This window comes from Chitinophagaceae bacterium, from assembly GCA_016710165.1.
Classification (GTDB): domain Bacteria; phylum Bacteroidota; class Bacteroidia; order Chitinophagales; family Chitinophagaceae; genus Ferruginibacter.
On record JADJLJ010000001.1, the window covers coordinates 278,307 to 301,790 of the forward strand.

At 46.2% G+C, this 23,484-nt stretch carries 21 protein-coding genes and 1 pseudogene; 12 read left to right on the plus strand and 10 right to left on the minus strand.

Features of this window, described 5'->3' with window-relative positions:
• The first annotated feature begins 113 nt into the window (after positions 1-113).
• Both glgB and IPJ02_01265 read left to right on the plus strand, forming a co-directional pair.
• Complete coding sequence (glgB, locus tag IPJ02_01260; protein ID MBK7374232.1) at positions 114-2,078, plus strand: 1,4-alpha-glucan branching protein GlgB; 1,965 nt, start codon at positions 114-116, stop codon at positions 2,076-2,078.
• 29 nt (positions 2,079-2,107) lie between these two features.
• On the plus strand, positions 2,108-3,124 hold the full coding sequence (locus IPJ02_01265; protein ID MBK7374233.1) for a tetratricopeptide repeat protein: 1,017 nt from the start codon (positions 2,108-2,110) through the stop codon (positions 3,122-3,124).
• A 102-nt stretch (positions 3,125-3,226) separates the two neighbouring features.
• On the opposite strand, the gene IPJ02_01270 is transcribed toward IPJ02_01265, so the two are convergent.
• The 6 genes from IPJ02_01270 to IPJ02_01295 all read right to left on the minus strand — a co-directional run bounded on the left by IPJ02_01270 (position 3,227) and on the right by IPJ02_01295 (position 12,368).
• Complete coding sequence (locus tag IPJ02_01270; GenBank protein ID MBK7374234.1) at positions 3,227-5,461, minus strand: tail fiber domain-containing protein; 2,235 nt, start codon at positions 5,459-5,461, stop codon at positions 3,227-3,229.
• A 327-nt stretch (positions 5,462-5,788) separates the two neighbouring features.
• Positions 5,789-8,161 (minus strand): TonB-dependent receptor, encoded by a 2,373-nt coding sequence (locus IPJ02_01275; protein MBK7374235.1) that lies wholly within the window; start codon positions 8,159-8,161, stop codon positions 5,789-5,791.
• A 299-nt stretch (positions 8,162-8,460) separates the two neighbouring features.
• A complete protein-coding gene (locus tag IPJ02_01280) occupies positions 8,461-9,042 on the minus strand; it encodes a hypothetical protein (GenBank protein ID MBK7374236.1) in 582 nt (193 codons plus the stop codon).
• A 75-nt stretch (positions 9,043-9,117) separates the two neighbouring features.
• Positions 9,118-10,626, minus strand: a complete 1,509-nt coding sequence (locus tag IPJ02_01285) for a DUF1684 domain-containing protein (GenBank protein ID MBK7374237.1) — start codon at positions 10,624-10,626, stop codon at positions 9,118-9,120.
• 98 nt (positions 10,627-10,724) lie between these two features.
• Positions 10,725-11,672 (minus strand): arginase, encoded by a 948-nt coding sequence (locus IPJ02_01290; GenBank protein MBK7374238.1) that lies wholly within the window; start codon positions 11,670-11,672, stop codon positions 10,725-10,727.
• Positions 11,673-11,951: 279 nt separating this feature from the next.
• Complete coding sequence (locus IPJ02_01295; GenBank protein ID MBK7374239.1) at positions 11,952-12,368, minus strand: nucleoside-diphosphate kinase; 417 nt, start codon at positions 12,366-12,368, stop codon at positions 11,952-11,954.
• 163 nt (positions 12,369-12,531) lie between these two features.
• Between IPJ02_01295 and IPJ02_01300 the strand changes: the two genes are divergently transcribed.
• Positions 12,532-13,551, plus strand: coding sequence for a bifunctional oligoribonuclease/PAP phosphatase NrnA (locus tag IPJ02_01300; GenBank protein ID MBK7374240.1), 1,020 nt, complete (start codon positions 12,532-12,534; stop codon positions 13,549-13,551).
• A 12-nt stretch (positions 13,552-13,563) separates the two neighbouring features.
• Positions 13,564-14,613 (plus strand): FKBP-type peptidyl-prolyl cis-trans isomerase, encoded by a 1,050-nt coding sequence (locus tag IPJ02_01305; GenBank protein MBK7374241.1) that lies wholly within the window; start codon positions 13,564-13,566, stop codon positions 14,611-14,613.
• 35 nt (positions 14,614-14,648) lie between these two features.
• Here IPJ02_01305 and folP read toward each other — a convergent pair whose 3' ends face one another.
• On the minus strand, positions 14,649-15,482 hold the full coding sequence (folP, locus tag IPJ02_01310; protein ID MBK7374242.1) for a dihydropteroate synthase: 834 nt from the start codon (positions 15,480-15,482) through the stop codon (positions 14,649-14,651).
• A gap of 59 nt (positions 15,483-15,541) precedes the next feature.
• On the opposite strand from folP, the gene IPJ02_01315 reads away from it, so the two are divergent.
• From IPJ02_01315 to IPJ02_01325, 3 genes are read left to right on the plus strand one after another with little or no spacing between them, the layout of a single operon-like run.
• Entirely contained in the window at positions 15,542-16,090 is a 549-nt protein-coding gene (locus IPJ02_01315) for a DUF1599 domain-containing protein (GenBank protein MBK7374243.1), read from the plus strand.
• Between the two features lie 47 nt (positions 16,091-16,137).
• Complete coding sequence (locus tag IPJ02_01320) at positions 16,138-17,250, plus strand: DoxX family protein (GenBank protein MBK7374244.1); 1,113 nt, start codon at positions 16,138-16,140, stop codon at positions 17,248-17,250.
• A gap of 19 nt (positions 17,251-17,269) precedes the next feature.
• Positions 17,270-18,316, plus strand: a complete 1,047-nt coding sequence (locus IPJ02_01325) for an ABC transporter permease (protein MBK7374245.1) — start codon at positions 17,270-17,272, stop codon at positions 18,314-18,316.
• Between the two features lie 8 nt (positions 18,317-18,324).
• On the opposite strand, the gene IPJ02_01330 is transcribed toward IPJ02_01325, so the two are convergent.
• Positions 18,325-18,687 (minus strand): hypothetical protein, encoded by a 363-nt coding sequence (locus IPJ02_01330; GenBank protein MBK7374246.1) that lies wholly within the window; start codon positions 18,685-18,687, stop codon positions 18,325-18,327.
• 185 nt (positions 18,688-18,872) lie between these two features.
• On the opposite strand from IPJ02_01330, the gene IPJ02_01335 reads away from it, so the two are divergent.
• Positions 18,873-19,274 (plus strand): hypothetical protein, encoded by a 402-nt coding sequence (locus tag IPJ02_01335; GenBank protein MBK7374247.1) that lies wholly within the window; start codon positions 18,873-18,875, stop codon positions 19,272-19,274.
• A gap of 85 nt (positions 19,275-19,359) precedes the next feature.
• Here IPJ02_01335 and IPJ02_01340 read toward each other — a convergent pair whose 3' ends face one another.
• A complete protein-coding gene (locus tag IPJ02_01340; GenBank protein ID MBK7374248.1) occupies positions 19,360-19,878 on the minus strand; it encodes a hypothetical protein in 519 nt (172 codons plus the stop codon).
• 14 nt (positions 19,879-19,892) lie between these two features.
• Complete coding sequence (locus IPJ02_01345) at positions 19,893-20,075, minus strand: twin-arginine translocation signal domain-containing protein (protein MBK7374249.1); 183 nt, start codon at positions 20,073-20,075, stop codon at positions 19,893-19,895.
• 192 nt (positions 20,076-20,267) lie between these two features.
• On the opposite strand from IPJ02_01345, the gene IPJ02_01350 reads away from it, so the two are divergent.
• The 4 genes and pseudogenes from IPJ02_01350 (at position 20,268) to IPJ02_01365 (ending at position 23,338) form a co-directional block, all read left to right on the plus strand.
• Positions 20,268-21,446, plus strand: a complete 1,179-nt coding sequence (locus tag IPJ02_01350) for an acetyl-CoA C-acyltransferase (protein MBK7374250.1) — start codon at positions 20,268-20,270, stop codon at positions 21,444-21,446.
• A 24-nt stretch (positions 21,447-21,470) separates the two neighbouring features.
• Positions 21,471-22,136, plus strand: a complete 666-nt coding sequence (locus IPJ02_01355; GenBank protein ID MBK7374251.1) for a GNAT family N-acetyltransferase — start codon at positions 21,471-21,473, stop codon at positions 22,134-22,136.
• The gene (locus tag IPJ02_01360) at positions 22,130-22,279 is read left to right on the plus strand and encodes a hypothetical protein (protein MBK7374252.1); all 150 of its coding nucleotides are present in this window, start codon (positions 22,130-22,132) and stop codon (positions 22,277-22,279) included. Before IPJ02_01355 ends, IPJ02_01360 begins: the two co-directional genes overlap by 7 nt.
• Before the next feature lie 76 nt (positions 22,280-22,355).
• A pseudogene (locus IPJ02_01365) lies at positions 22,356-23,338 on the plus strand (pyruvate dehydrogenase complex E1 component subunit beta).
• The last annotated feature ends 146 nt before the right edge of the window (positions 23,339-23,484 follow it).

The following is a 23,484-nucleotide window of genomic DNA, read 5'->3' on the forward strand; positions in this document are numbered from 1 at the left end:
GTCTTCTTAAATTTACGTTAAAACGAATTTCTATATTTTACTGATGCTTTTTCAATTCAATTCCACAAATGGCAACAACTAGAAGACAACCGGTAAAAAAGAAAACCAGGACCATGCTTGTATCACCGGTTCAGCCACAGGTAAAATATGAGGAAGAACATTTTGTGGATACCGAGAAACCGGTATGGAATTATTCGCTCTTTACGGATGAAGACATCAACAACTTTAAGAACGGGACGCTCTACAATGGTTATGAAAAATTCGGCAGTCATTTTATCAATGTCCTGGATACTGATGGTTTTTATTTTGCGGTATGGGCGCCCAATGCCACTAAGGTTTCGGTGGTGGGTGATTTCAACGGATGGAAGCGGCAACTGCACCCACTGTTTGTACGGCTTGATAAATCGGGAATATGGGAAGGCTTTGTACCCCATATTAAAAAAGGAGATAACTACAAATTTTATATCAGGGGCTATAAAGGGGTTGAGCTGATGAAAGCAGATCCCTATGGCCAATACGCAGAGCTAAGGCCTGCCACGTCATCCATAAGCTGGCATTCCGGTTTTACATGGAACGATGCTTCCTGGATGAAGAAAAGAAAAAAGAACAATGCCCTCAGTGCCCCCTGGAGTGTGTATGAAGTGCACCTGGGAAGCTGGATGCGGCCGGTGCGTTCGGATGAAGAAAGTTTCAACAGTTATGTTCAGCTTATTGAACACCTGGTGCCCTATGTAAAAAAAATGGGTTTTACCCATGTGGAACTGATGCCCATTATGGAATTCCCTTTCGACGGAAGCTGGGGATACCAGGGTACGGGCTATTTTGCCGCCACCTCCCGGTTTGGAACACCCGATGAATTCAAAGCGCTGGTGGATGCTTTTCACAACCAGGATATCGGGGTGATCCTCGATTGGGTGCCTTCGCATTTTCCATATGATGCCCATGGCCTTTTCATGTTTGATGGCACTCATACCTACGAGTACGGAGATATGCGGAAAGGATATCACCCGGATTGGAACAGCTACATCTTTAATTACAAAAGGGCAGAAGTACGTTCCTTTCTCATCAGCAGCGCCCGTTTCTGGCTCGATGAATTTCACATTGATGGATTGCGGGTGGATGCCGTGAACTCCATCCTCCGGCTTGATTATTCCCGGAAAGAAGGGGAGTGGGAACCCAACGAATTTGGCGGCAACGGAAACCTGGAAGCCATTGAATTTGTAAAGCAGTTCAATGAAACGGTCTACCGCGACTTCCCCGATATTCAGACCATTGCCGAAGAAGCATCCGACTGGCCAAACGTATCCAAACCTACCACGTCAGGCGGACTTGGTTTTGGCATGAAGTGGATGATGGGCTGGATGCATGATACACTGGATTATTTCAAGATGGACCCGCTGATGCGGCAGTTTCACCAGGATAAATTCTCCTTCAGCATCATGTACTATTATGATGAGAACTTCATGCTTCCCTTCAGTCATGATGAAGTGGTGCATGGAAAAAGTCCGATGCTTTATAAAATGCCGGGCGATGAATGGCAGAAATTTGCCAACCTGCGCCTGCTTTACACGTATATGTTTACACACCCGGGTGCCAAGCTTTTGTTCATGGGCAACGAGTTTGCACAAACAGCCGAATGGAATTACAAAAGTGAACTGAACTGGGATTTACTCCGGTTCGATTGCCATAAAATGATGCAGGAGTGTGTGAAAGACCTGAACTTTCTTTACCAGGACGAGCCCGCCCTGCATAAACTTCAGTTTGACCCCAAAGGTTTTGAATGGGTTGACCTTGATCACCGGCAGGAATCGGTAGTGGCCTACCTGCGTAAGGCACGCAGCCGAAAGGATGATATGCTGGTAGTATTGAATATGACCCCCGTGGTGAGGCAGGACTGGAAGATCCGTGTAAAGGGAAAAGCAGGGTGGAAAGAAGTGTTCAACAGCGACAGTAAAAAATACTGGGGAACCGGCAATGTGTTCAATCCGGAGCCCACCGTGAAATTAGTTGATAAAAAGGCCCGGATATATGAAATAAACATCCATCTTCCTGCGTTAGGAGGGGTGATATTCCGTTAAACAGGAACGATATTTGTGCACCTACCCATATGAAAAACGTCCTCACCATCATTTTAGTATCTTTTTACCCGGCATTGTTCGCACAATCGCAAGACAGTTCATCCTATTATTTCAATAAAGGTGTTGAGGAAAAGAATGCCAGGCGTTACAAAGTAGCCAGCAAATATTTTGATGAAGCGATCCAGTTGAACCCAAACTTTGCCGTGGCATATGTTGAAAATGGCTATGCCAACCTGGAGATGCGTAAAATAGACGAGGCCAAACAGAATTTTACCCGTGCCTATGAGATAGACCCGGCCAATGATGTTGTCCTCCGGGAATTGATCGAGCTGAATTATAATTACCGTCATTTTCAAAAAACGATCGACCTGGCAGAGCATTGCAAAACCTGCCCGGATGCCGACCGGCTGATCGCCCTTTCATATTTTCAACTGGAAGATTATGCAAAGGCAGAGAAAAAACTGCTGCCGCTTGTTGAAAAAGACCCGAACGACGCAGAGCTGACCTACACCCTTGCCCGGAATTATCTGGAGATGGGGTATGAGGACAAAGCGATCCCGTATTATGTTAAGGCCGTTCAGCTGAATGATAACAAGAGCAACTGGTTGTTTGAACTGGGACTGCTTTATTACAACAACAATAATTTTAAGAACGCTGTGTTGTATTTCAACAAGGCTGTTGAAAAAGGATATGTAGCCAGCAATGACTTTAACGAGAACCTTGGTTTTGCATACCTCTATAGTGGTGAATATGAAAAAGGCGAGAAGCTGTTGCTTGAAATATATGAACGCCGGCCCGGGGATAAAGATATATTACGGGATATGGCGCAGGCTTATTATGACAGCAGGAAGTACGATAAGTCGCTGGAGCTTTGCCAGAAACTGCTGGAAGCAGATAAGAACGACGGCAAGGCCCTTTACCAGGCAGGTATGTGTTTCCAGAAGAAGGGACAGGTTGAACGAGGCCAGAAGATGTGCGACCGTGCCATTGAACTGGATCCATCCCTGAATAAATTACGCCAGAAAAAAATGACCATGGGACTTTAAATTATACCACCGCTTTTGCGATTGATGTTTAGTTTGTAGCCGGGAGGAGACTCCCGGTTTTTTTGTTGTCCACCCGGTGAGGACACCGGCAGGCCGGGAAGCTTAATTATTTATTTTCTTCTCCACCAATGTAAGGCGTTTCAGCAGGTCTGAAATAATGGCTTTCTGTTCTTCTATCTGTACCTGTTGTTCCTTCACGGCGTTTATAAGCAGGAAAGTATAGGCCTGGTTGTTCACTTCACGCAGGTCATTGTACTTTTCATATTTTTTTTGAGAGACCATGTAGGGTGCGATCTTTTCCAGTTCCTGTGCCAGCACTCCGACCTGTTCTCCCGGCGCATGGAAAGGGGCATCATTGCTGTACCGGAATTTTACAGGGCGTATTTGTTTGATGACATTAAGACCATCAGTAAAATCCGTTGAGGCATCTTTGATCCGGGCATCTGAAAATACACCCCAGGCACCGGTAGTATTATTAGCCGTTCCATTCACCGATAGTTTTGCAGTTGGCGCCATGGTAGCGATACCAACATCTCCGGCAACAGTTATTGCAAAACGATAAAAGGAATTATCACCAATACTAAAACCGTCTGCCGGGGTGGCGGTTCCTGCAGCCCCGGTACGGAGGATCCAGTTATTGGTTGATGCTGTATTGCTGATCCGGATGGCTGCTGCTTCACCGTTGACTGATGTTTCATTGCCGGCTACATGCAGTTTTGTTACCGGGTCTATTCCGATACCCACATTCCCATTTCCCTTGAACCGTACTTTTTCTGTAAACGCACCGCTGTTGCCATATCCAAAAGCAATATCATCATTGAGTGTTGCAGAATATAATTGCATGGTAAATGCCTGGATACCTAATCCATAATGATTGGTGCCGTTCCCCCACAGGGCTATTTTATTTCCAAGGGTGGATGTGAAATTCAAGGGTACTGCCGGGTTAAGTTCACCGATGCCGATATTGCCATTCTGCAGGATGGTAAGTGCATTGCTGCGGGCATTATCTGCCGTGCCATTGCCTACCTGGAAGATCCGGTTAAGGCTGTTGATGGCCAGCGGATTTGCAGCATTGGTACTGTCGTTATACAAACCGGTTACTGTTCCGCCGAAGGATTTGGATTTCAAATAAGAGCCTGCTGCAATGGCTAAGGTTCCGCTTGCGATATTAGAGCTACCCAGTGCTGTTGCGCTGTTACCGGTTACCGTATTAAATGATCCCCAAGCATTGCCAAAAGAACCATTCACGGTATTAAATTGTCCAATAGAAACGGAATAATCCCCATTGGCAACCGATGTGCCCATGGCTATTGCACCTTCCCCGCTGGCTGTTGAATATTCCAGTGCAATAGAATAATCACCGCTGGCAATGCTTCGATACCCCATGGCAATTCCGTTGATACCGGAAGCTGAATTGCGATAGCCAGCCGCAATGGAATAGGTGCCGGAAGCAATGTTATGTGAGCCCATTGAAAATGCCGCTGCACCCGTTGCAGCAGAACTGTCACCAAATGCTACCGCCTGGTTACCCAGCGCACGACAGGAGTCTCCGAATGAAAATGCCTGATTGCCGGAAGCTATGGAATATTCTCCTCCGGCAAAAGATGCAGCACCAGAAGAAATCGTGGCATATCCAATGGCAAAAGCATCGATGGAGCCGCTGGCCTGCGTTGCAGCACCAAGCGAAAAACTACGCTGACCGCTTGCAGTTCCGGAACCAAATGAAATACTTTGTAAGTTAGATGCGACTGCGCCACTGCCTATGGCGATTGATTGCGCCCCGGAGGCACGCACATTAAACCCGGCTGCAAACGATATGAATCCGATATTAGCCGCGTCCCACTCTGTACCTGTTACCCGCCCGGCTCTCAAGGATCCCCTTTCGGGTATCCACATCATCCGCGTGCCGATCCCGCTAACCGGGGTAGCGCCAATGGTACTGTCAAATAATACCGCTCCTCCTTTTACATGCAACAGGCTCTGCGGACCTGATATACCAACACCCACTTTCCCGGTATTGGCATTATAGATATCATTGCCATTTTTCCTCCATAATTTATTGCTGTCGGCAAATAACTCCAGCCAGTTTGCGCCGTCGTGGTAATAGAAATTATTAAGAGTACTGTCATAAACCAGCAGGCCTTTTCCGGGCGATGCAATGGCAGTACGCTGTGCCGTTGTAAGCCGGGGGATCAGGATCCCCCTGTTGTTGCTTTTTACATCCAGCATGGCACTGCCATGTGCAGCAGAACCATCTGTATTGATACTGAAAGACTGGGCCTGAAGGTTATATACAGGTAAAAAAAGAAGTGCAGCGTACAAGAGTATGCGTTTCATACACATAAGGTTTTTCCAAATTTAAATAATTGTTTTGGTCGAGCATACTGCGGCATTGCAAAGCTTGTACACATTCCGGAAACATAATTCAGGTAATTGCTGCTGCCGGAGACAGTGGGCGGCGGTTTAACCCGGTATGTATATGGACTTGCGGATAGGAGGGAGCAGCTGAAGTGTTAGGGGTGCCTCCGGTTTTTAATTTATTTATCCGGAGATGGAACCAGCCTTGGTTCAGTTATTGATTTTGGTCGGTGAGGACACCGACCGGGGCGAATACAAAAAATTGCCCGGACAACCCGGGCAATTTAATGAGTATACGCCTCAAACTTAAAACTCTACACGATAGCTGACCGTTGGGAAGATACCTGTTTGATTGACCTTCCGCACTTTCTGACGATCCCGGTCATAGTATGAATAAAATTCGTTCTTATGATTGCTGATATTCTGGATATCAAACAGGAGGGTTTGGGTGATCCTTCTGCTGTTTATTTTATAAGAGAACCCGATATCGAAACGGTAGTAAGGGGATCCTTTCAATGTGTAATACTGATCCTGTACATACACCACATCACCTTTCTGTTTTGATTTTTCCACGTCGATGGGAGAGTCCCGCAGTGAACCGCTGGCAACAATTTTTGCATTCACGCCAAGCAGTTGATTTTTCTTGGGCTTCCATTCTTTACCCGCCACCAGGTTGAACTGGTAATCCCTGGCATAACGGGTATTGAATTCTTTACCACTGTATGTTGTGTAGGTGGACCTGAAAACAGAGCTGGCAAAAAGAAAATAAAAATTATTGGCAAATGGTTTTTCCAGGCTCAGGTCGATCCCATAGTTCTTTCCTTTACCCTTGCTCACCAGTGAAGAATCAACACTCACCAAACCATATACATCACTGGCATTCAGTATGGAGAATTCACTCTCCTTGTCTTTCTCAACAGGAACTTTATAAAGATGCTGGTAATACGCTTCCGCCTTTACACGGATATTCCGGAAAATGATCCGGTCATATGCAAGAACAAAGTGGGCGGCCCTTACTAAATCCAGCGATTTGTTGATGTCGCCCGCATTGGTGGATGCATCGGTATTTTTAAAGTAGTAAGTAGACAGGTGCTCTGGTTTGCTGTGCAGCCCTCCGGAAATGGTCAGTGACTGGCCGGGCTTCACCTGGTATGATAAAGAAGCACGGGGTTCCAGGCTCTTGCTGTCATTCAGGTCAAAGAAAGAGCCATGTAATCCTGTATTTACCGTCCATTTGTTATTCAACCTCCATTTCCACTGGGCATAAGCCTGGTAGTACATGGCATTTCCTTTTCCGTTGATGAAACTTTTCCAGGATCCATCTGTTTCATCATAGTATTCACTGTTATAATCGAACCCAAGCCGGCTTGCAATGATGCCGGCCCGCAGCAGGTGCTGCGTATTGAGTTTATTGTTGTACAACACGCTGGCCCGGTAAGCCGTATTGATGAATCTGGTTCGCACAACATCCACCCTGGAATAATTCTCTGCCGGGTTCAGTGTATCGGTCTTTAGATCATACCGGTCGCCCGTAACACTGAGTACGGTCTTCAGGTATGAATTTGCTGTCAGGAAATACTGGTGAGATAACCCGGTCACGCCGAGTTTTCCTTTTCCGCTGTAATTCACATTCTCATTATCCTCATCCCATTTTGTGTTATCCTTCTCCACATCACGCTCTGCCTTGTTGGTACCGCCAATGCCAAACAGCGAGAATGTTCCCGCTTTTTTGGAAGGAAAATCCAGTTTGAAAGAAAGGTCCTGGTATTCCGGCACCACGCCGCCATCGAGGTCAAGGAAACCTTTTAACAGGGCCAGGGTGGAATACCGGTAATTGAAAAGATAGGACGCCTTGCTTTTCTTTGAGAAAGGCCCTTCGGCGGATGCTTCAATGCCTAAAGCGCCGATGGAAAATGTACGTTCCATCTTATCCTTGTTCCCGTTGCGGAAGTTCAGGTCAAATGCACCGGATAGTGCATTGCCGAATTCAGCAGGGAAAGCGCCGGTATAAAAATCGCTGTTGCCCAGCATACTGCTGCTGAGCATGCTGATGGCGCCACCCGATGAACCCAGTCCGCCAAAGTGGTTGGGGCTTGGTATCTCAATACCCTCCAACCGCCACAATACCCCTTTGGGCGAATTGCCACGTACCACGATGGAGTTATCCATGTCGCCGTTATTGCTTACCCCGGCAAAGTTTTGCGCCATCCGGCCCGGGTCAGAAACAGAAGCGGCGTATCGCCTGGTATCCTCCACCGAAAAGGAACGGGCACTCACGGTGGCGAATTCATTGGTGGCCCTGAGCTTGTTCTTACGGGCAGCAACTTTTACTTCATCCAATAGCTTGATCCTTTCGGTCAGTGCAACATTGAGAAAGATCTCTTTCCCGGAACTGACCAATACTTCCGGAACGATCTTCTGTTCATAGCCCATCCGTGTTATGAGCAGTGTCTGCCGGCCTACCGGGATATCGGGGATGGTAAAATTTCCCAGCGAATCCGTAACCGTGCCTTTGCTGATACCGCTGATGGTTACGGTAGCTTCGGGCAGGGGTCTCTTTGACTCTGCATCGGTGACTGTTCCTTTGACCGACTGGGTGAATAGGGTGTTTTGGGCTTTCAGGGTCGTGCAGGTACAGGTAAGTACCAGGGCCATAGCCCAGAAGAATTTTGTGTTCATGGCTGTTGTTTTTCGGGTTGAATTAAAATATCGAAACCGGAGCGAATTTATTGAGACGGATCGTACAGCGCTTACCGGCAGTGTATGAATTGTTGTATAGGCATGATGAAATGTATATCTGTATCCGGGAAAAGAATTCCTGTCGTTCTTCAGTTAGCCTGCTTCAAAGAAGAGTTCGTCTAAGCCGATGGGGTTATAATCGCCCCATGGGTATTACTTGTGGAAGGGAATGAAATTTTTTATTTGGGATATGTGCCGAACGGCATTCCTTTATTATAAGTACGCCAGCTAGATAACTTCTATTCCTTTGATAGCTTAATAAAATTGAATAAATGGTCAATAAGATCGATTTGTTTGATCTGGATTTCAACTTTGACAGGTAGTTTCTGATCAGTGTAGTATTTCATTTTTGTAAAAGCGTTTATTTTTTCTTTTGATAGGTGATGCTCTATTTTTTCAATAAGAGCATTTTTTTTACTGAGATCCTTATAAGACTCTTCCCTGTCATTTTGCATCTCTTTCCATAGTGCAAAGTATTCGTTTTTCCAGTCATCCAGGCTAAATGGATTCTCAAAAAACTGATAGCTATCACATTTTATCGTTATAATTTCTTCATATTCTCCGTTTACTTGTAAAGTGTCTTCATTCACGGCATCTATGTCAATTGTATCATCTATTAGACCTTTAAGTGTAGAAACCACTGATGAAATATTCCTGGCATTTTGAATATTCAATTTTGCTGAGATGAATATTTGTTGTTGAAATTCAGCTAAAGTGTCAGCAGGTAATTGCTCAAAGCTAATATCTAAGATAATTTCATTGTCTACTTGATTGATCTTTTTTAGAAAAGCCCATTTATTACTGGTTAGTGATTTCCCCATAAAATTAGTTGATGTATAAATTTACTTTACCTTACTGCTACAGGCAATTCTTTTTACATAATCTTATGAATCAGCCTAAAATTTCCTCCCAAAAAACAGCTCTGCCATCATACACCTGGCGCTGCCGCCCCCGGCGGTTTCAATCGTATCCAAAGAAGAATGAATGATACGGTTATGCTTTTGCAGCATTTCAACCTGGGTAGTGGTAAGAGAATTATAAGCCTGTGCCGACATCACCAATAACAGGTTGCCATTAACATCCTTCACCTGCAGCATGTTTCCGGCAAAATGGTTCAGTTGGTCTGAAGTAATATCAACGATCTCCTTGTTTGTTCTTTGCAAAGAGGAAACAACCATTTTTCTTTCTTCCGCATTCCGGATGGATGCAAGGCATATAACGGCAAAGGTCTTTGCAATGCACATCATCACATTGGTATGGTAAATGGCAATTCCTCCGCCATCCGTTGAAGTAAACGTTACCGGGGAATATCCAAGGATCCTGCAGAATTCATTCAGCAGCTTCTCATCCGTTCGGGGCGAAAGACAGGCATAGGCGATCCTGTTCTCCCTGTCCAGTACCATGCTGCCGGTTCCTTCCAGGAAAATATTTTCTGCTTCGTATTTGCCCAGGTCAACAACTTCTGAAACTGCGAACCTGTGTTTAATGGCATCCAGCACATGCGCTTTTCTTTCCTGCCGGCGATTGGGTGCAAACATGGGGTACAGGAACAGCCGGCCATCCTCATGAAAAGAGATCCAGTTGTTGGGGAAAATGGAATCGGGGGTGGAGGGATCGGCAGTATCTTCAATCACCAGTACATCCAGGTGGTTTTTCCGGAGCAGGTCCACCATTGCATCAAACTCCTGCAGGGCCTTTTGCTGAATATTACCCGCTATGTTTTTTTGAAAAGTATTATTAACGGCTGTTTCGGCATTGAAACCAAAATTTACCGGCCTGATCATTAACAGTTGGTGGGTATTCTGCTCCATATCAATGGGGTTTGGCAAATTCATCTCCCCGGCCCTGATGGCAACCGGCAATGCATTCTCCCGGGGTGGTATGGGGCATTTATACCCGGTTGAATACGCACAATACGGATTGTATGCTTTATTGAAATCCAGTTGCAGGGTATCGTTCTTTATGTCCTGTATGTAGAATTCGATATAACGGCCGCTGCCATAGCTCTCATCCCCTGTGCTGAGGTCGGTGAAGGGAACAAAAAGATGGTCCTTATACTGTTCGGTCTGCATCAGGTCTTTGCCCTGGTATACAAACAGGTGGTATTCTGTTTCGGAAATGCTAAAGTGCAACCGGCCGTATTTGAAATAATGCTTCAGGGTATTGGCCGATGTTTTCATGGTGAAGCCAACGGTATCGGATATCTTTTCAAAGCGGCAGGACACATTATACTGGCTGTTTACGGGAAAGAACCGGAAGTATTTTTTGTCCTTCCTGCCAACCACTTCATGTTCATCAACATATTTTTTCTGGTATGCCTTTATGGATTCAGCATAAAGATCTTTCTGGGCCAACGATGTTTGTGAAAAGAGAAGGGCAATAAATAGCGGGAAAAGTTTCAGCATAAATAAAATTAAAACAAGGGAACCATATTGAAAGAGAGAACACCAGGAAAAACATAGCTATGTTACCGATGTTCCTATGTGGTTAAAAAAAACCGGGTCTAGTTCATCATCAGCACATTCACACTCCGCTGCAGGATATTAAAAGCGATCTCGGCCATCAGGTTCTCTTTATCCAGCGTGGGATTCACTTCGGTTATCTCAAAGCAGCATATCTTCCGGTTCTGCATGAATTTGCTGATCAGGTCTTCCACTTCCCGTTCTTTCAATCCATTGCTCACCGGGGTTCCCGTGCCCCTGGAAATAGCAGCATCCAGGCTGTCCACATCAAAACTTACATAGATATCGGTGCAGTCGCTCAGGTAGCGCAGCACCTTCCGGCAAACATTCTCAGCTCCCGTTCTCCGCACTTCCGACGTGGTGATCACTTTCATGCCGTGTTTCTCGATCAGGTGCTTCTCTTCTTTTTCAAAATCACGTAAAGAGATAAATACCACATCTTCGGGTAAAACCTTCTGGCCACTCTTGCCCATATGCTTCAACTGCTCCCATTGCCTGGCTGTTTTTTCATCCAGGTCGTGCACTTTGCATTCTTTGTTGTCTTCGGCAATGGAAACGGCCAGGGGCATCCCGTGCATATTACCCGAGGGAGTGGTATAGGGGGTATGCAGGTCCGCATGGGCATCGATCCATATCACCCCTAATTTGCTCTTGGGCTTTGCCATCTTAATACCTGCAATGGTACCACCGGCATTGCTGTGGTCGCCGCTGATAACAACAGGAAAAAAGTGCCCTTTGATGGAATCGCAAACAGCCTTGCTCACCCGCTCGTACATGGTTAGCACGCCCTGCATACGCTTGGCATAAGGCGACTGGATGGGTTCGAATAATATCTGGTTCTCCACCTCGATCTTCTCGGAAGGGAAGTGAACAAAGAAATTGCTCATAAAGTCCAGGGCTGCGATCTTGATGGCCTCAATGCCCAGGCTGGCGCCACGGGTACCGGCCCCTATTTCGGAGGGTACTTCGATCAGTTTGATATTTTTCATAAAGAAGGCTTCGTTATAGCAAGGCTCAAATCTACAACATTCCTTTTTAGCGATTATTGCCCGTAACCCCCGTTTTTCCGGTAAAAGGGCCCGGCGGCCGCCTACCCGGCATGGTTTATGCAATATCTGCTCCGGACCAGTCGTTAAACAGGCAGGTAATCCCCAAAAAAGGCTAATTCCTTTTACCCTGTACTAACCCTGGATCATGTTTGTTTGTGCTTGATTTAAAAGAAAATGCCCCTGCTTTACAGGGGCATTTTTATGGTGCCTGGGTTCTGTTTAAAATTGTTCCAGCTTGCTGAAGAAGAAGTCGCCTTCAATTTTTGCGTTCTCATCGCTGTCGCTTCCGTGTATGGCATTTTCGCCAATGGAGGAAGCATATAATTTGCGGATGGTTCCCTCAGCCGCTTCGGCAGGATTGGTGGATCCGATCAGTTTGCGGAAATCTTCCACCGCATTGTCCTTTTCCAGTATGGCTGCGGTAATAGGGCCACTGCTCATGAATTCAACCAGTTCCCCGTAAAAAGGCCTGGCAGCATGTACGGCATAGAATTCACCGGCCTTTTCTTTGCTGAGTTTTGTCATTTTCATGGCAACAATGCGGAAACCTGCGGCATTTATCATGGATAGGATGGCGCCTGTATTTCCTTTGGCTGTTGCATCGGGTTTGATCATTGTGAATGTTCTGTTGCTCATTTTTTTCTTTTTTGAGCCGCAAAGATAGGCAGTTTGTTGTTTGAGGTTTGAAGTTTCTGGCGTTTTTCAGTTAGAAAGCTGTTATAAAACCACAAACCATAAACTACAAACCTCAAACTTCAAACTGGAAACTGGAAACTTTCAATTACTTTTGCGCCGCTTTATGCAGCCATTACAAAATATAGTCACTCAGTTAAGCGAACCCAGGAACGTGGTGATAACCATGCACCAGAAGCCCGATGCCGATGCCATGGGCTCTGCACTGGGCCTGTATCATTTTTTGATCCAGTTCGGGCATAGCGTTACCGTTATTTCACCTACCAACTGGGCCTCTTTTTTAAACTGGATGCCCGATTGTAAAAAAGTACTGGATTATGAAGCGGTGGAAACAAAGGCCAATGCAGCCATTGATGCGGCCGACTGGATATTCTGCCTCGACTTTAATGTACTGAGCCGTACCAAGCGTATGGAAGAAAAACTGGCGCTTGCAAAGGGCGACCGGATATTAATTGACCATCACCGGGAACCGCAGGTGGAAGTATTTGCGTATGGCAACAGCGATACCGGTAAAAGTTCTACCTCTGAAATGGTGTATGATTTTATCAAAGCATCTGGTCACGATGATAAGATCAATGAAGCCGTGGCCGAATGTTTATATGCCGGCGCCATGACAGATACCGGTTCTTTCCGTTTTCCTTCTACCACCGCCAGTGTCCACAAAATGATCGCTGACCTCAAGGAAAAGGGATTGCAACACAGCCGGGTGCATGAAGAGTTGTTTGATAATTTCCTGGAGAACCGGTTCCGTTTCATCGGCCATGTACTGATGAACCGGATGGAAGTCTTTTATGAATACAACACCGCGTTGATCTCCATTCCGCAGTCAGATCTTATCAAGTTCAATATCCGGACCGGCGATACCGAAGGATTGGTGAATTACCCGCTGAGCATACAGGGCATCAAACTGGCAGCCATCATCATCGACCGGGGAGAGGAACGCAAAAGTTCCTTCCGCAGCAAGGGTGGGTTTGATGTGAACAGTTTTGCCCGTAAATATTTTAATGGCGGCGGGCATTTCAATGCAGCCGGTGGTTTTAATAAAGAGCCGCTGGAGGAAGTGGTGGCCAAATTCAAAGCGGCCATTAAAGAAAATACCGATCAGTTAAGCAGTTATCAATTTTAAAAAATACACACAATGAAACAATTCTTTTATCTGGCTTTCTGCGTTCTGGCTTTAGCTGCCTGTACCGGGGGGTTTAAGAAGGGCGATAAGGGCCTGGAGTATAAACTTTTTGCCAAGGGCAGTGGTAATAAGCCGGGCTACGGCGACTTTATTCAGCTCCATGTAAAGCAGGTTTACAACGGGGGTACAAAGGATTCCATATTGTACGACAGTCATGATTTCATGCCCCGCATACAGGTGTTTGATTCAGTAGGTACGCCCCTTGAATACTTTAAGATCATGCGTAACCTGCGGATCGGCGACAGCCTGGTCATCCGCATATTGACAGACAGCCTGCTGAGCCGTATGAACGGGCAGCCCCTGCCTCCTTATATGAAAAAAGGAAAATTCCTCTACACCCATGTGCGGCTGGTCAATATTTTCAAAACCAGGGACCAGGCCGACAGCGCCAACAATGCCGAAAAGATCGTGATGAAACCAAAGCTGTTTAAAAAGCAGATGGAAGATGTTGAAAAAGACATGGCCAAAAATAAAGAGCAGCTTGCAAAAGACGATAAGATCATTGCAGAATACCTGGCGAAGAACAACATCAAAGCAGAAAAGACCAAATGGGGTACTTATGTTTCCATACAGGCGGAAGGTACCGGCGAAAAGATCAATTTCAACAGTGTGGTAACGGTTAACTACACCGGTAAGACACTGGACAGCGGAATTGTATTTGATTCGAATATTGACCCGAAATTCATGCATGCACAACCATATGAAGTGAAGATCTGGGAAGTAGGCCAGGTGATCATGGGCTGGACAGATGCATTGCTGCAGCTTAAGAATGGCTCACAAGCCACTGTCTATATACCTTCCTCACTGGCTTATGGTGAAGCAGGAAATGGAGATAAGATCAAGCCGAATTCAATCCTTGTTTTTGATATGGAGGTGAAGGATGTAATGGCAGAAGAAGCCTATACTGCCAAACAGAACCAGTTTCAGCAGGAAATGATGCGGAAAATGCAGGAGGAAGAAAAAGCCCGTGTTGACAGCATCGAAAAAGCAACAAAGAAATAAGTAACCTGAATGTATGATGGAGGCGCCCTGGGAGATCAGGGCGCTTTTTTGTATGCACTGTAAAGTGTAACGGCCTCTTTGGCTTCTTTCACATCATGCACCCGTAGAATGGAAGCGCCGTTCATCAGCGCAATGCTGTTTAATACCGTAGTGCCATTGAGGGCGCCGGCGGCTGTTGTATCCAATGTTTTGTAGATACTGCCCTTCCTGGACAAACCCACCAGGAGCGGTTTTTCCAGGATGGAGAATACTTCCAGCCTCTTCAGCAGTTGAAAATTATGTTCAATTGTTTTTCCAAAGCCAAAACCGGGATCAACAATGACATCCCTGATACCCAGCCGGGTGCATACTTCTATTCTGGCAATAAAAAAATCAAGTACCTCTTTAACCACATCTTCATACACCGGATCCTGCTGCATGGTTTCCGGTGTGCCTTTCATGTGCATGCATATATAAGGAACATCCAGGCGGGAAACGGTGATAAGCATATCCTCATCCAGGTGTCCACCGCTGATGTCATTCACGATGACAGCACCGGCTTCAACAGCTGCTGCAGCAACAGCACTGTTATACGTATCAACAGAAATAACTGCACCCGGGTGCGCTTTAAGGATCGCCCTGATCACCGGAACAACACGGCCTGTTTCCTCTTCCAGGGAAACGGGTTTACTGCCGGGGCGGGTGCTTAATCCGCCAACGTCCAGTATGTCTGCGCCATCCCCGATCATTTTTGCAGCAAGCGAAACGATGCCGTCCATGCCCGAATTCAGATGCCCTTCATAAAAGGAATCGGGTGTGGCATTGATGATGCCCATCACCAGTGGCTCCTGTATGTTCAAAAGCCTTCCCCTGCAGTTTATGCTGTACATCCGTATTTTCAGTTATTTTTGAGTTATTATCGCACGAAGTTACAAATGCATATTGATAAATGAATACGAACCAGCAATACGATAGGGCTGTTGATTCCTGCAAAGAGATATTCCTGAAGAAAACAAAGGATTATGGAACGTCCTGGCGGGTCTACCGCATCATTTCTGTTGCCGACCAGATCTATATAAAAGCAAAACGCATCCGTACCGTACAGCAGACGGGGGTTCAGAAGATAGGCGATGATATCATCAGTGAATTCAAAGGCATACTTAATTATGGTATCATCGGATTGATACAGCTGGACATACAGGATGATGAGCTGGAAGAACTGCCGGTAGAGACCGTGGAGAAACTGTACAACGAAAAAGTAAGCATTGCCAAAAAACTGATGCAGGATAAAAATCATGATTACGGGGAAGCATGGCGGGAGATGAGCCAGGAAAGTTTTGCGGACCTGATACTGGCGAAGGTATTACGCATCAAACAGATCCTTCTGAACGAAGGCAAGACCATCATCAGCGAAGGGATTGATGCCAATTTCTATGATATTATAAACTATGCAGTGTTTGCATTGATACTGGTGGAAGAAAAGGTTCATAGCTCATAGTTCATGGTTCATAGCGAATGATTCATTGTAAAACTGAATTTTACTTTATGAAGATAGCCGTTAGTATTTCAAGGATCCTGGTTGGTACGTTGTTCATTTTTTCAGGATTGGTAAAAGCCATTGACCCGCTCGGGCTGGCGTATAAAATGCAGGAATTCTTTGAAGCGTGGGCAGGCAGCGGTTTTTTGGTAAGCCTGCTCGACTGGCTGCATGACCAGTCGCTGTGGTTCTCTGTGCTGATGATAACCCTGGAAGTGGTACTGGGTGTGGCGCTCTTACTGGGCTGGAAAACAAAAACCGTCTCCCGTCTTTTACTGCTGCTGATGCTGTTCTTCACGTTCCTTACCAGTTATGTTCTGTTCAGCGGCAAAATAAGGGCCTGTGGATGTTTTGGCGATTGCATCCCGCTTACACCGGAGCAGACATTTACAAAGGACATCATCCTGCTGCTGCTGGTGCTGATCATTTTATTTGGAATAAAACACATCCGGCCCTTCCTTCCGAATCGTGTGAATATTGTGCTGTTCACGCTTTGTCTTTCCGGTGTGCTGGGCCTGCAATGGTATGTGCTGCACCATTTGCCTGTTAAGGATTGTTTACCCTTCCAGGCGGGAAATAATATACTGGAACTGCGTAAAATGCCCAAGGATGCCATCCCCGACAAATACGATTATGTATTTGTGTACCGGAAGAACGGTGCGTCAAAAGAATTTAAAGTGGATGCCCTGCCAGACAGTACCTGGGAGTTTGTGGACAGAAAGCAAAGATTGCTGGAAAAAGGCAAGAACAATGTGCCGCTGATAAATGATTTCATTTTAACCACCGCCAGCGGGAACGATACTACGGAAGCCGTGCTCAGCCAGCCGGGAGAATACTACCTGCTTTTTGTAAAAGAATTCAACCGGAAAGAGGATGTCTGGTATGATGGGTTTATTGATTTTTATTCCAGGTCTGCTTTGCCGGTTTATGTGGTAACGGCCGACAGTAAAACAGCGAACACGGTATTCAACAGAACGGGGCAGGCTGCTGTGCCGGTATTTACCTGTGACGTTACAGCCATCAAAACGGCTGCACGGGTAAACCCTACGTTGTACAAAATGAACGGGCCTGTAATTAAAAACAAGTGGAGCTGGGAAGACGCCAGGAAGATCGTAAAGTGAGGTAACATAAACCGAAAGCATGACCTACCTCTTTAAAAAATTATTCTATTCTGTATTTGTACTGCTTGGGGTAGTGGTACTGGTCTTTGTCATGTTCCAGGGTTTTGGAGATCCCGCCCGGATGGTCGTTGGACAAACGGGCGATAAGAAAACCATGGACAATATACGGAGTGACCTTTACCTTGACCAGCCGAAATGGAAGCAATTCTTTCTTTATCTCAATGATGTTTCACCCATTTGTGTTCACAGCCGGGCGGATATTGAAAAGAGGGAGCTCCGGGGTTTTTTTACCGGGGGAGAGAACAGGTTTGGCATAAAGATGCCCTACCTGCGCAAAAGTTATCAAACCAAAAAACAAGTGGGGGAGGTATTGCTGGAGGCTTTGCCCGGCACATTGATCCTGGCTTTTGCTGCCATGCTTTTTGCCAGCTTCACCGGTATTTTGCTTGGAGTGCTGGCCGCAATTAAAAAAGGGACCTGGCTGGATACCACGGCGGTGTTCTCCAGTATTGCCGGCATATCGGCGCCTTCCTTTTTTATGGCCATCATCATTGCATTTTTATTTGGGGTGGTACTGCATGATTATACCGGCCTGAATTTAACCGGTAGCTGGTACGACATTGATGAAGTGACCGGGGCAAAATACCTCAACCTTAAAAATCTTATCCTTCCTGCGTTCACATTGGGCATCCGCCCGCTGGCCATCATCACACAACTCACCCGCAGTTCCATGCTGGATGTGCTGAACCAGGATTACATACGTACCGCGTATGCAAAAGGTCTGCCTAAAAGGGCCATCCTCTTCAAACATGCTTTACGCAATGCCCTCAACCCGGTGATCACAGCAGTTACCGGCTGGTTTGCCGAACTGCTTGCCGGCGCTTTTTTCATTGAATATATCTTTGGCTGGAAAGGGATCGGCAAAGTAACCGTGGATGCGCTGGAAAAACTGGATTACCCCGTTGTGATGGGATCTGTTCTGCTCAGCGCATGCATCTTTATACTCATCAACCTGTTTGCGGATGTTTTGTACCGCATCATTGACCCAAGAATAAAAAGTTCGTAAAGGGAAACTCAATTTTCAGCCATCCCGCCTTCAACCCATTTTTTTACAATGCTGATCTCCGTTTCTGAAAGTTTTGGATTCCGCATGGGCATGAAACCTCTTTCACCGGGGTTTTTCTGAACACGCTCTGCCATGGCAGCGCCAAATTTTGAAGCCGTGGCATAGGTTTCAAAGTTTGCCTTATTGCCTCCTTTGGAAGGAATATGGCAGGGAGCGCATTTCGCCTGTATAAGAGGTAATACATCTGCAGTATAGGAAGTTGCTTTGGGCTTCGGTGCTTCTGCTGCCGTAGCGGACGGGGTTGTTTTTTTAGCGCAGGACACAAAGAGGATCAGTGTTAACAGTGTAATTGCTGCAAATAAATGTTTCATGCCGTTTGTTTTGATTTTGATTCTAAACTAACGAAAATAAATAAAATGGGGTTGCTTTTTTTATAAATGGCAGAAGCGTGCATCGGGCTGTTAACAAATGCTTTATATCCGTTAACATATCCTTTGTAAACATCCGGTATGACAAAACATCTTAAGGGCATTATTAACTTTTAAAAATTACAACTATGAAAAAGATGTTTACACTATTGATCTCCGGATTGATGTTTACCACCGCATTTGCACAAAATGGCCCGAAGGAAGAATGGAACGGTAAAGACCGGTACGATGATCCCAAAGATGAAGGAAGCAAGAGCTTCGACAAGTATGACAAGCATGATGGCCGTGGCAACACCTACTACTTCACTGCACGTGAAAAAGATATGCAGATCAACCGGATAAACCGGGAATACGATAACAGGATCCTTGCGGTGCAGAGCAGATTCTTCATGAGCCGGTATGATAAAATGCGCCAGGTAAGGTTCCTCGAAGAGCAGCGAAACCGTGAAATCCGTATGGTGATGGATAAATTCTATGACAGAAGAAACAAGTTCACCCATCCAAAGCGAAGGGGTTATGATAAATGGTAACCGGAATTCAGGTACGGGCATTGGCAATAAAAAGGCTGCTGGATCCAGCAGCCTTTTCTCACTTTAAAACTGTATCTGGTCTCTGTTATACGCGTACGTAAGAGCACTTGTGTTCCTGGGCACGGCTTATGGCCCACAAGCCCGACGGCATTAACGGAATACCCGGCAATACACCCGAAAGCCAGTCATTCTTCACCTCCTCATGATTCAATTTCATATTGCCTGCTACCACCGCACTCAGCACATTGATGGCCATGCCGCACACACAGAACATCACGCCGCTTTCCTGTAATTCATTAATGCCGATGGGCACCGGTCCAACACCCGGTATGCTGTAACCCGGGTTCGGTTTCCAGAAACGGTTACGTACCGAAGGGGCACCGGTAGTATCGTCCTTGATGTTGAATACTTCGCCGAGTTTATATTTTGCCCACAGGCGGTCCTCCATGGCATAGGGAATGGCATTGTGGCGCAATATCACCACGGCATTACTTTCCTTCTCCGGGGTTCCGGTGGCAGCATTGGTGAGTAAAAAGACCTTTGGCCATGCGAAAGGTAAAATGGATTCCTTGCCTTGTTTTGGATCAACCACATCAAACACCATCCGGTGTTTGCCCTTTATCTGGTTAAACCATTCTTCCGGGTCTCCGGGTGATCTGTTTTGTTTTCAAGAGAGGATACTATGCCTGCATTCGCCCTGGTAGATGCACCGAAGGTGGATAGTCCGAATGCAGCAGCGCCTGTAGCAATGGTTCCCAGGAATTTCCGGCGGGGTGATATTCCTGAATTGTTTCTGTTCATTTTTTAAAGAATTTAGTTTTTAAAAAATCAATACCTTAAAAATAATGGGGGTAGCCAAGCTACAAACAAGATTTGTCATTTGCAAGCAAAAGCGTAAACTGTTTTACAGGGTTTAGCCGGTTTCCTTAGTGCCCGGTGTCTGAACCTGCTTAGCCGGTTATGCTTATATTTGCATCTTAAATTTCAAGCTATATGAGAGAAGTGTATATCATTTCAGCGGTTCGTACCCCCATTGGAAGTTTTGGAGGTTCATTAAAAGATCTTACGGCCACCCAGTTGGGCGCCATCGCCATAAAAGGCGCTTTAAAAAAGGCCGGTATTGCCCCCGAACTGGTAGAAGAGGTTCTGATGGGTTCTGTGGTACAGGCAAACCTGGGACAGGCGCCTGCACACCAGGCTGCAAAATTTGCCGGCCTGCCGGATACGGTCTGCAGCACAACCATTAACAAGGTCTGTGCCAGCGCCATGAAAGCCATTGTGCAGGGCGCTCAAAGCATATTGCTGGGCGATGCCGATGTGGTGGTTGCCGGAGGTATGGAAAGCATGAGCAATGCTCCTTTTTATGCCGATAGCCTTCGCTGGGGCAATAAATATGGCAATGCACAATTAATAGACGGCCTTGCAAAGGATGGCCTCACCGATGTATATGATGGTAAAGCAATGGGTAATGCTGCAGAGCTTTGTGCTGCAACCTGCGGAATAACAAGGGAAGACCAGGATGCTTTTGCCATTGAAAGTTATAAGAGGAGCCAGGCTGCCATTGAAAGCGGGAAATTTGATGAAGAGATCGTACCGGTGGAAATTCCGCAGAAGAAAGGAGACCCCCTGCTTTTTACAAAGGACGAAGAACCGTATAAAGTAAAGTTCGATAAAGTGGCAGGCCTGAAGGGCGCATTTCAGAAGGATGGGACGGTAACTGCCGCCAATGCTTCCACCATGAATGACGGCGCTGCCGCCCTTGTTCTGGTGAGTAAGGAAAAAGCAGCGGCACTGGGTTTGAAACCCATCGCTAAAATAGTATCTTACGCCGATGCCAGCCAGGAGCCGGTATGGTTTACCACAGCACCGGCAGTAGCCGTACCCAAAGCAGTTGCCAAAGCCGGACTGAAAATGGAAGACATTGAATACTGGGAACTGAATGAGGCATTTTCGGTGGTAGGCATTGAGAACAGCCGCCGCATGAAACTGGATCCGTCCAAAGTAAATGTGAATGGCGGCGCTGTTTCGATCGGTCATCCGCTGGGCTGCAGCGGTGCAAGGATCGTGGTGACACTGATCAATGTATTAAAGCAGAACAAAGCTAAATACGGCGCTGCAGGGATCTGCCACGGAGGAGGAGGGGCCAGTGCCATTGTGATAGAAAATATATAAATATAAACCAGCAAAATGAACGGTATGGAATCAGAATACGTGATCAGGAAAGCCACCCTGAATGATGTTGAATTTTTAGCCGATGTGATCATTGGCGCAGAAAAAAGTTTTACGGAAAACCTCGGCCTCGCCAATTTCTTTGAATTGTCGGAAGAAAAGGTAAAGGAACTCATCATTGCCATGCTGCAGGAAGAAGTGGATGGCTGCGATTTTTCGGTGAGCAGCTATTTCATTGCCTGGTATGGCGATAAGCCGGTGGGCGCTTTGGGCGGCTGGGTAGAAGGCTATTACGATGGCATGTCATCCAACCTGCTTAAGTCTAATCTGATCTCCTATGTTTTCCCCAGGGAAAGCGTGATCAAGGCCCAGGCCAAAATGGAGATGATCAAAGAAATGCTGCACATTGAACGGCCCATGGGTACCTACCAGCTTGAATATGTATTTGTGGACGATAACCACCGGGGAAAACGCATCACCCAGCAACTGATGGATGTGCACCTGGCATACGCAAAAGAACTTGACCCGAATATCTGCAGGGCCCAGTTATCCTGCTTCGAAAACAATACTTCCATCATCAAGGCGCATGAAAGAAACGGGTATGTGCGGATGAAAAGATATGTGTGCGAGAATGATGACATTCTAAAATACCTTCCTTTTAATGTAAAGGTGTTGCTGGAGAAGCAATTTTAAAATCAACTTGTTTTATTTTGGGTTCATCGAAAATTGAAACGGTTCAGCCTTTCGGGGTGGATGTTTGCAGTGGTGTCCGCAGTAATGGAAAGCTTGATATCCAGAAGCTAAGCGCTTTCATCAATGCCGTCAGGAGCCTTTGAACAGGATTTGTTCATCTGCCCCTGATAAGATAAATTTGCTCCCGAAAATCATCGGGACATAAACATAACTACACAAATGCGACAAATAGCCTTTAGAGAAGCACTGCGGGAAGCCATGCAGGAAGAGATGAGAAGAGACGAACGGGTTTTTTTGATGGGAGAGGAAGTAGCGGAATACAATGGTGCTTATAAAGTGAGCCAGGGTATGCTGGATGAATTTGGGGAGAAAAGGGTTATTGATACTCCCATTGCCGAACTTGGTTTTGCCGCTATTGCAGTAGGCGCTGCTCAAAATGGCCTGCGCCCGATCGTTGAATTTATGACATGGAACTTTGCCGTGCTGCCTTTAGATCAAATTTTAAATACCGCTTCTAAAATGCTGGCAATGAGTGGCGGACAGGTTGGTTGCCCGATCGTTTTTCGGGGAGCAAATGGAAGCGCCGGCCAGTTGGGAGCCCAGCATTCCACCGCTTTTGAGGCTTTATATGCGAACATTCCTGGGTTAAAGGTCATCTCCGTTTCAATCCCTACGATGCAAAAGGCCTGTTGAAAAGCGCCATCCGTGACGATGATCCGATCATTTTTATGGAGAGTGAAGTGATGTATGGGGATAAGGGTGAAGTGCCGGAAGAAGAATACCTCCTGCCTATTGGTAAGGCATTTATTAAAAGGCCGGGAAAAGATGTAACCATCGTTTCCTTCAATAAGATGATGAAGATCGCCCTTGCTGCTGCAGAGGAATTATCCAAAGAAGGCATCGAAGCGGAAGTTATTGACCTGGCAACCATCCGTCCGTTAGACTGGTTCACGATACTCGAAAGTGTGAAAAAGACGAACCGGTTGGTTATTGTTGAAGAACAATGGCCTTTTGCCTCTGTATCGTCTGAGATCAGCTACCGCATACAAAAAGAAGGGTTCGATTATTTAGATGCTCCCATCCGCCGGATAACCTCGGCTGATGCTCCCATGCACTATGCGCCAAACCTTGTGGCTGCTTATTTACCGGATGTTCCAAGAACGGTTAAGCTGGTGAAGGAAGTGATGTATTTAAAAAAATAAGATACAGGATACCGGATGCAATCCGGATCCCGATGAGATCACGGATGCAAGATACAGGATACCAGATGCCAGATGCGAGATGCAATAACCTTCCTGCTATAGCATGAATATTTCAATTCCCGGATTCCATCCTGAATCCTGAATCT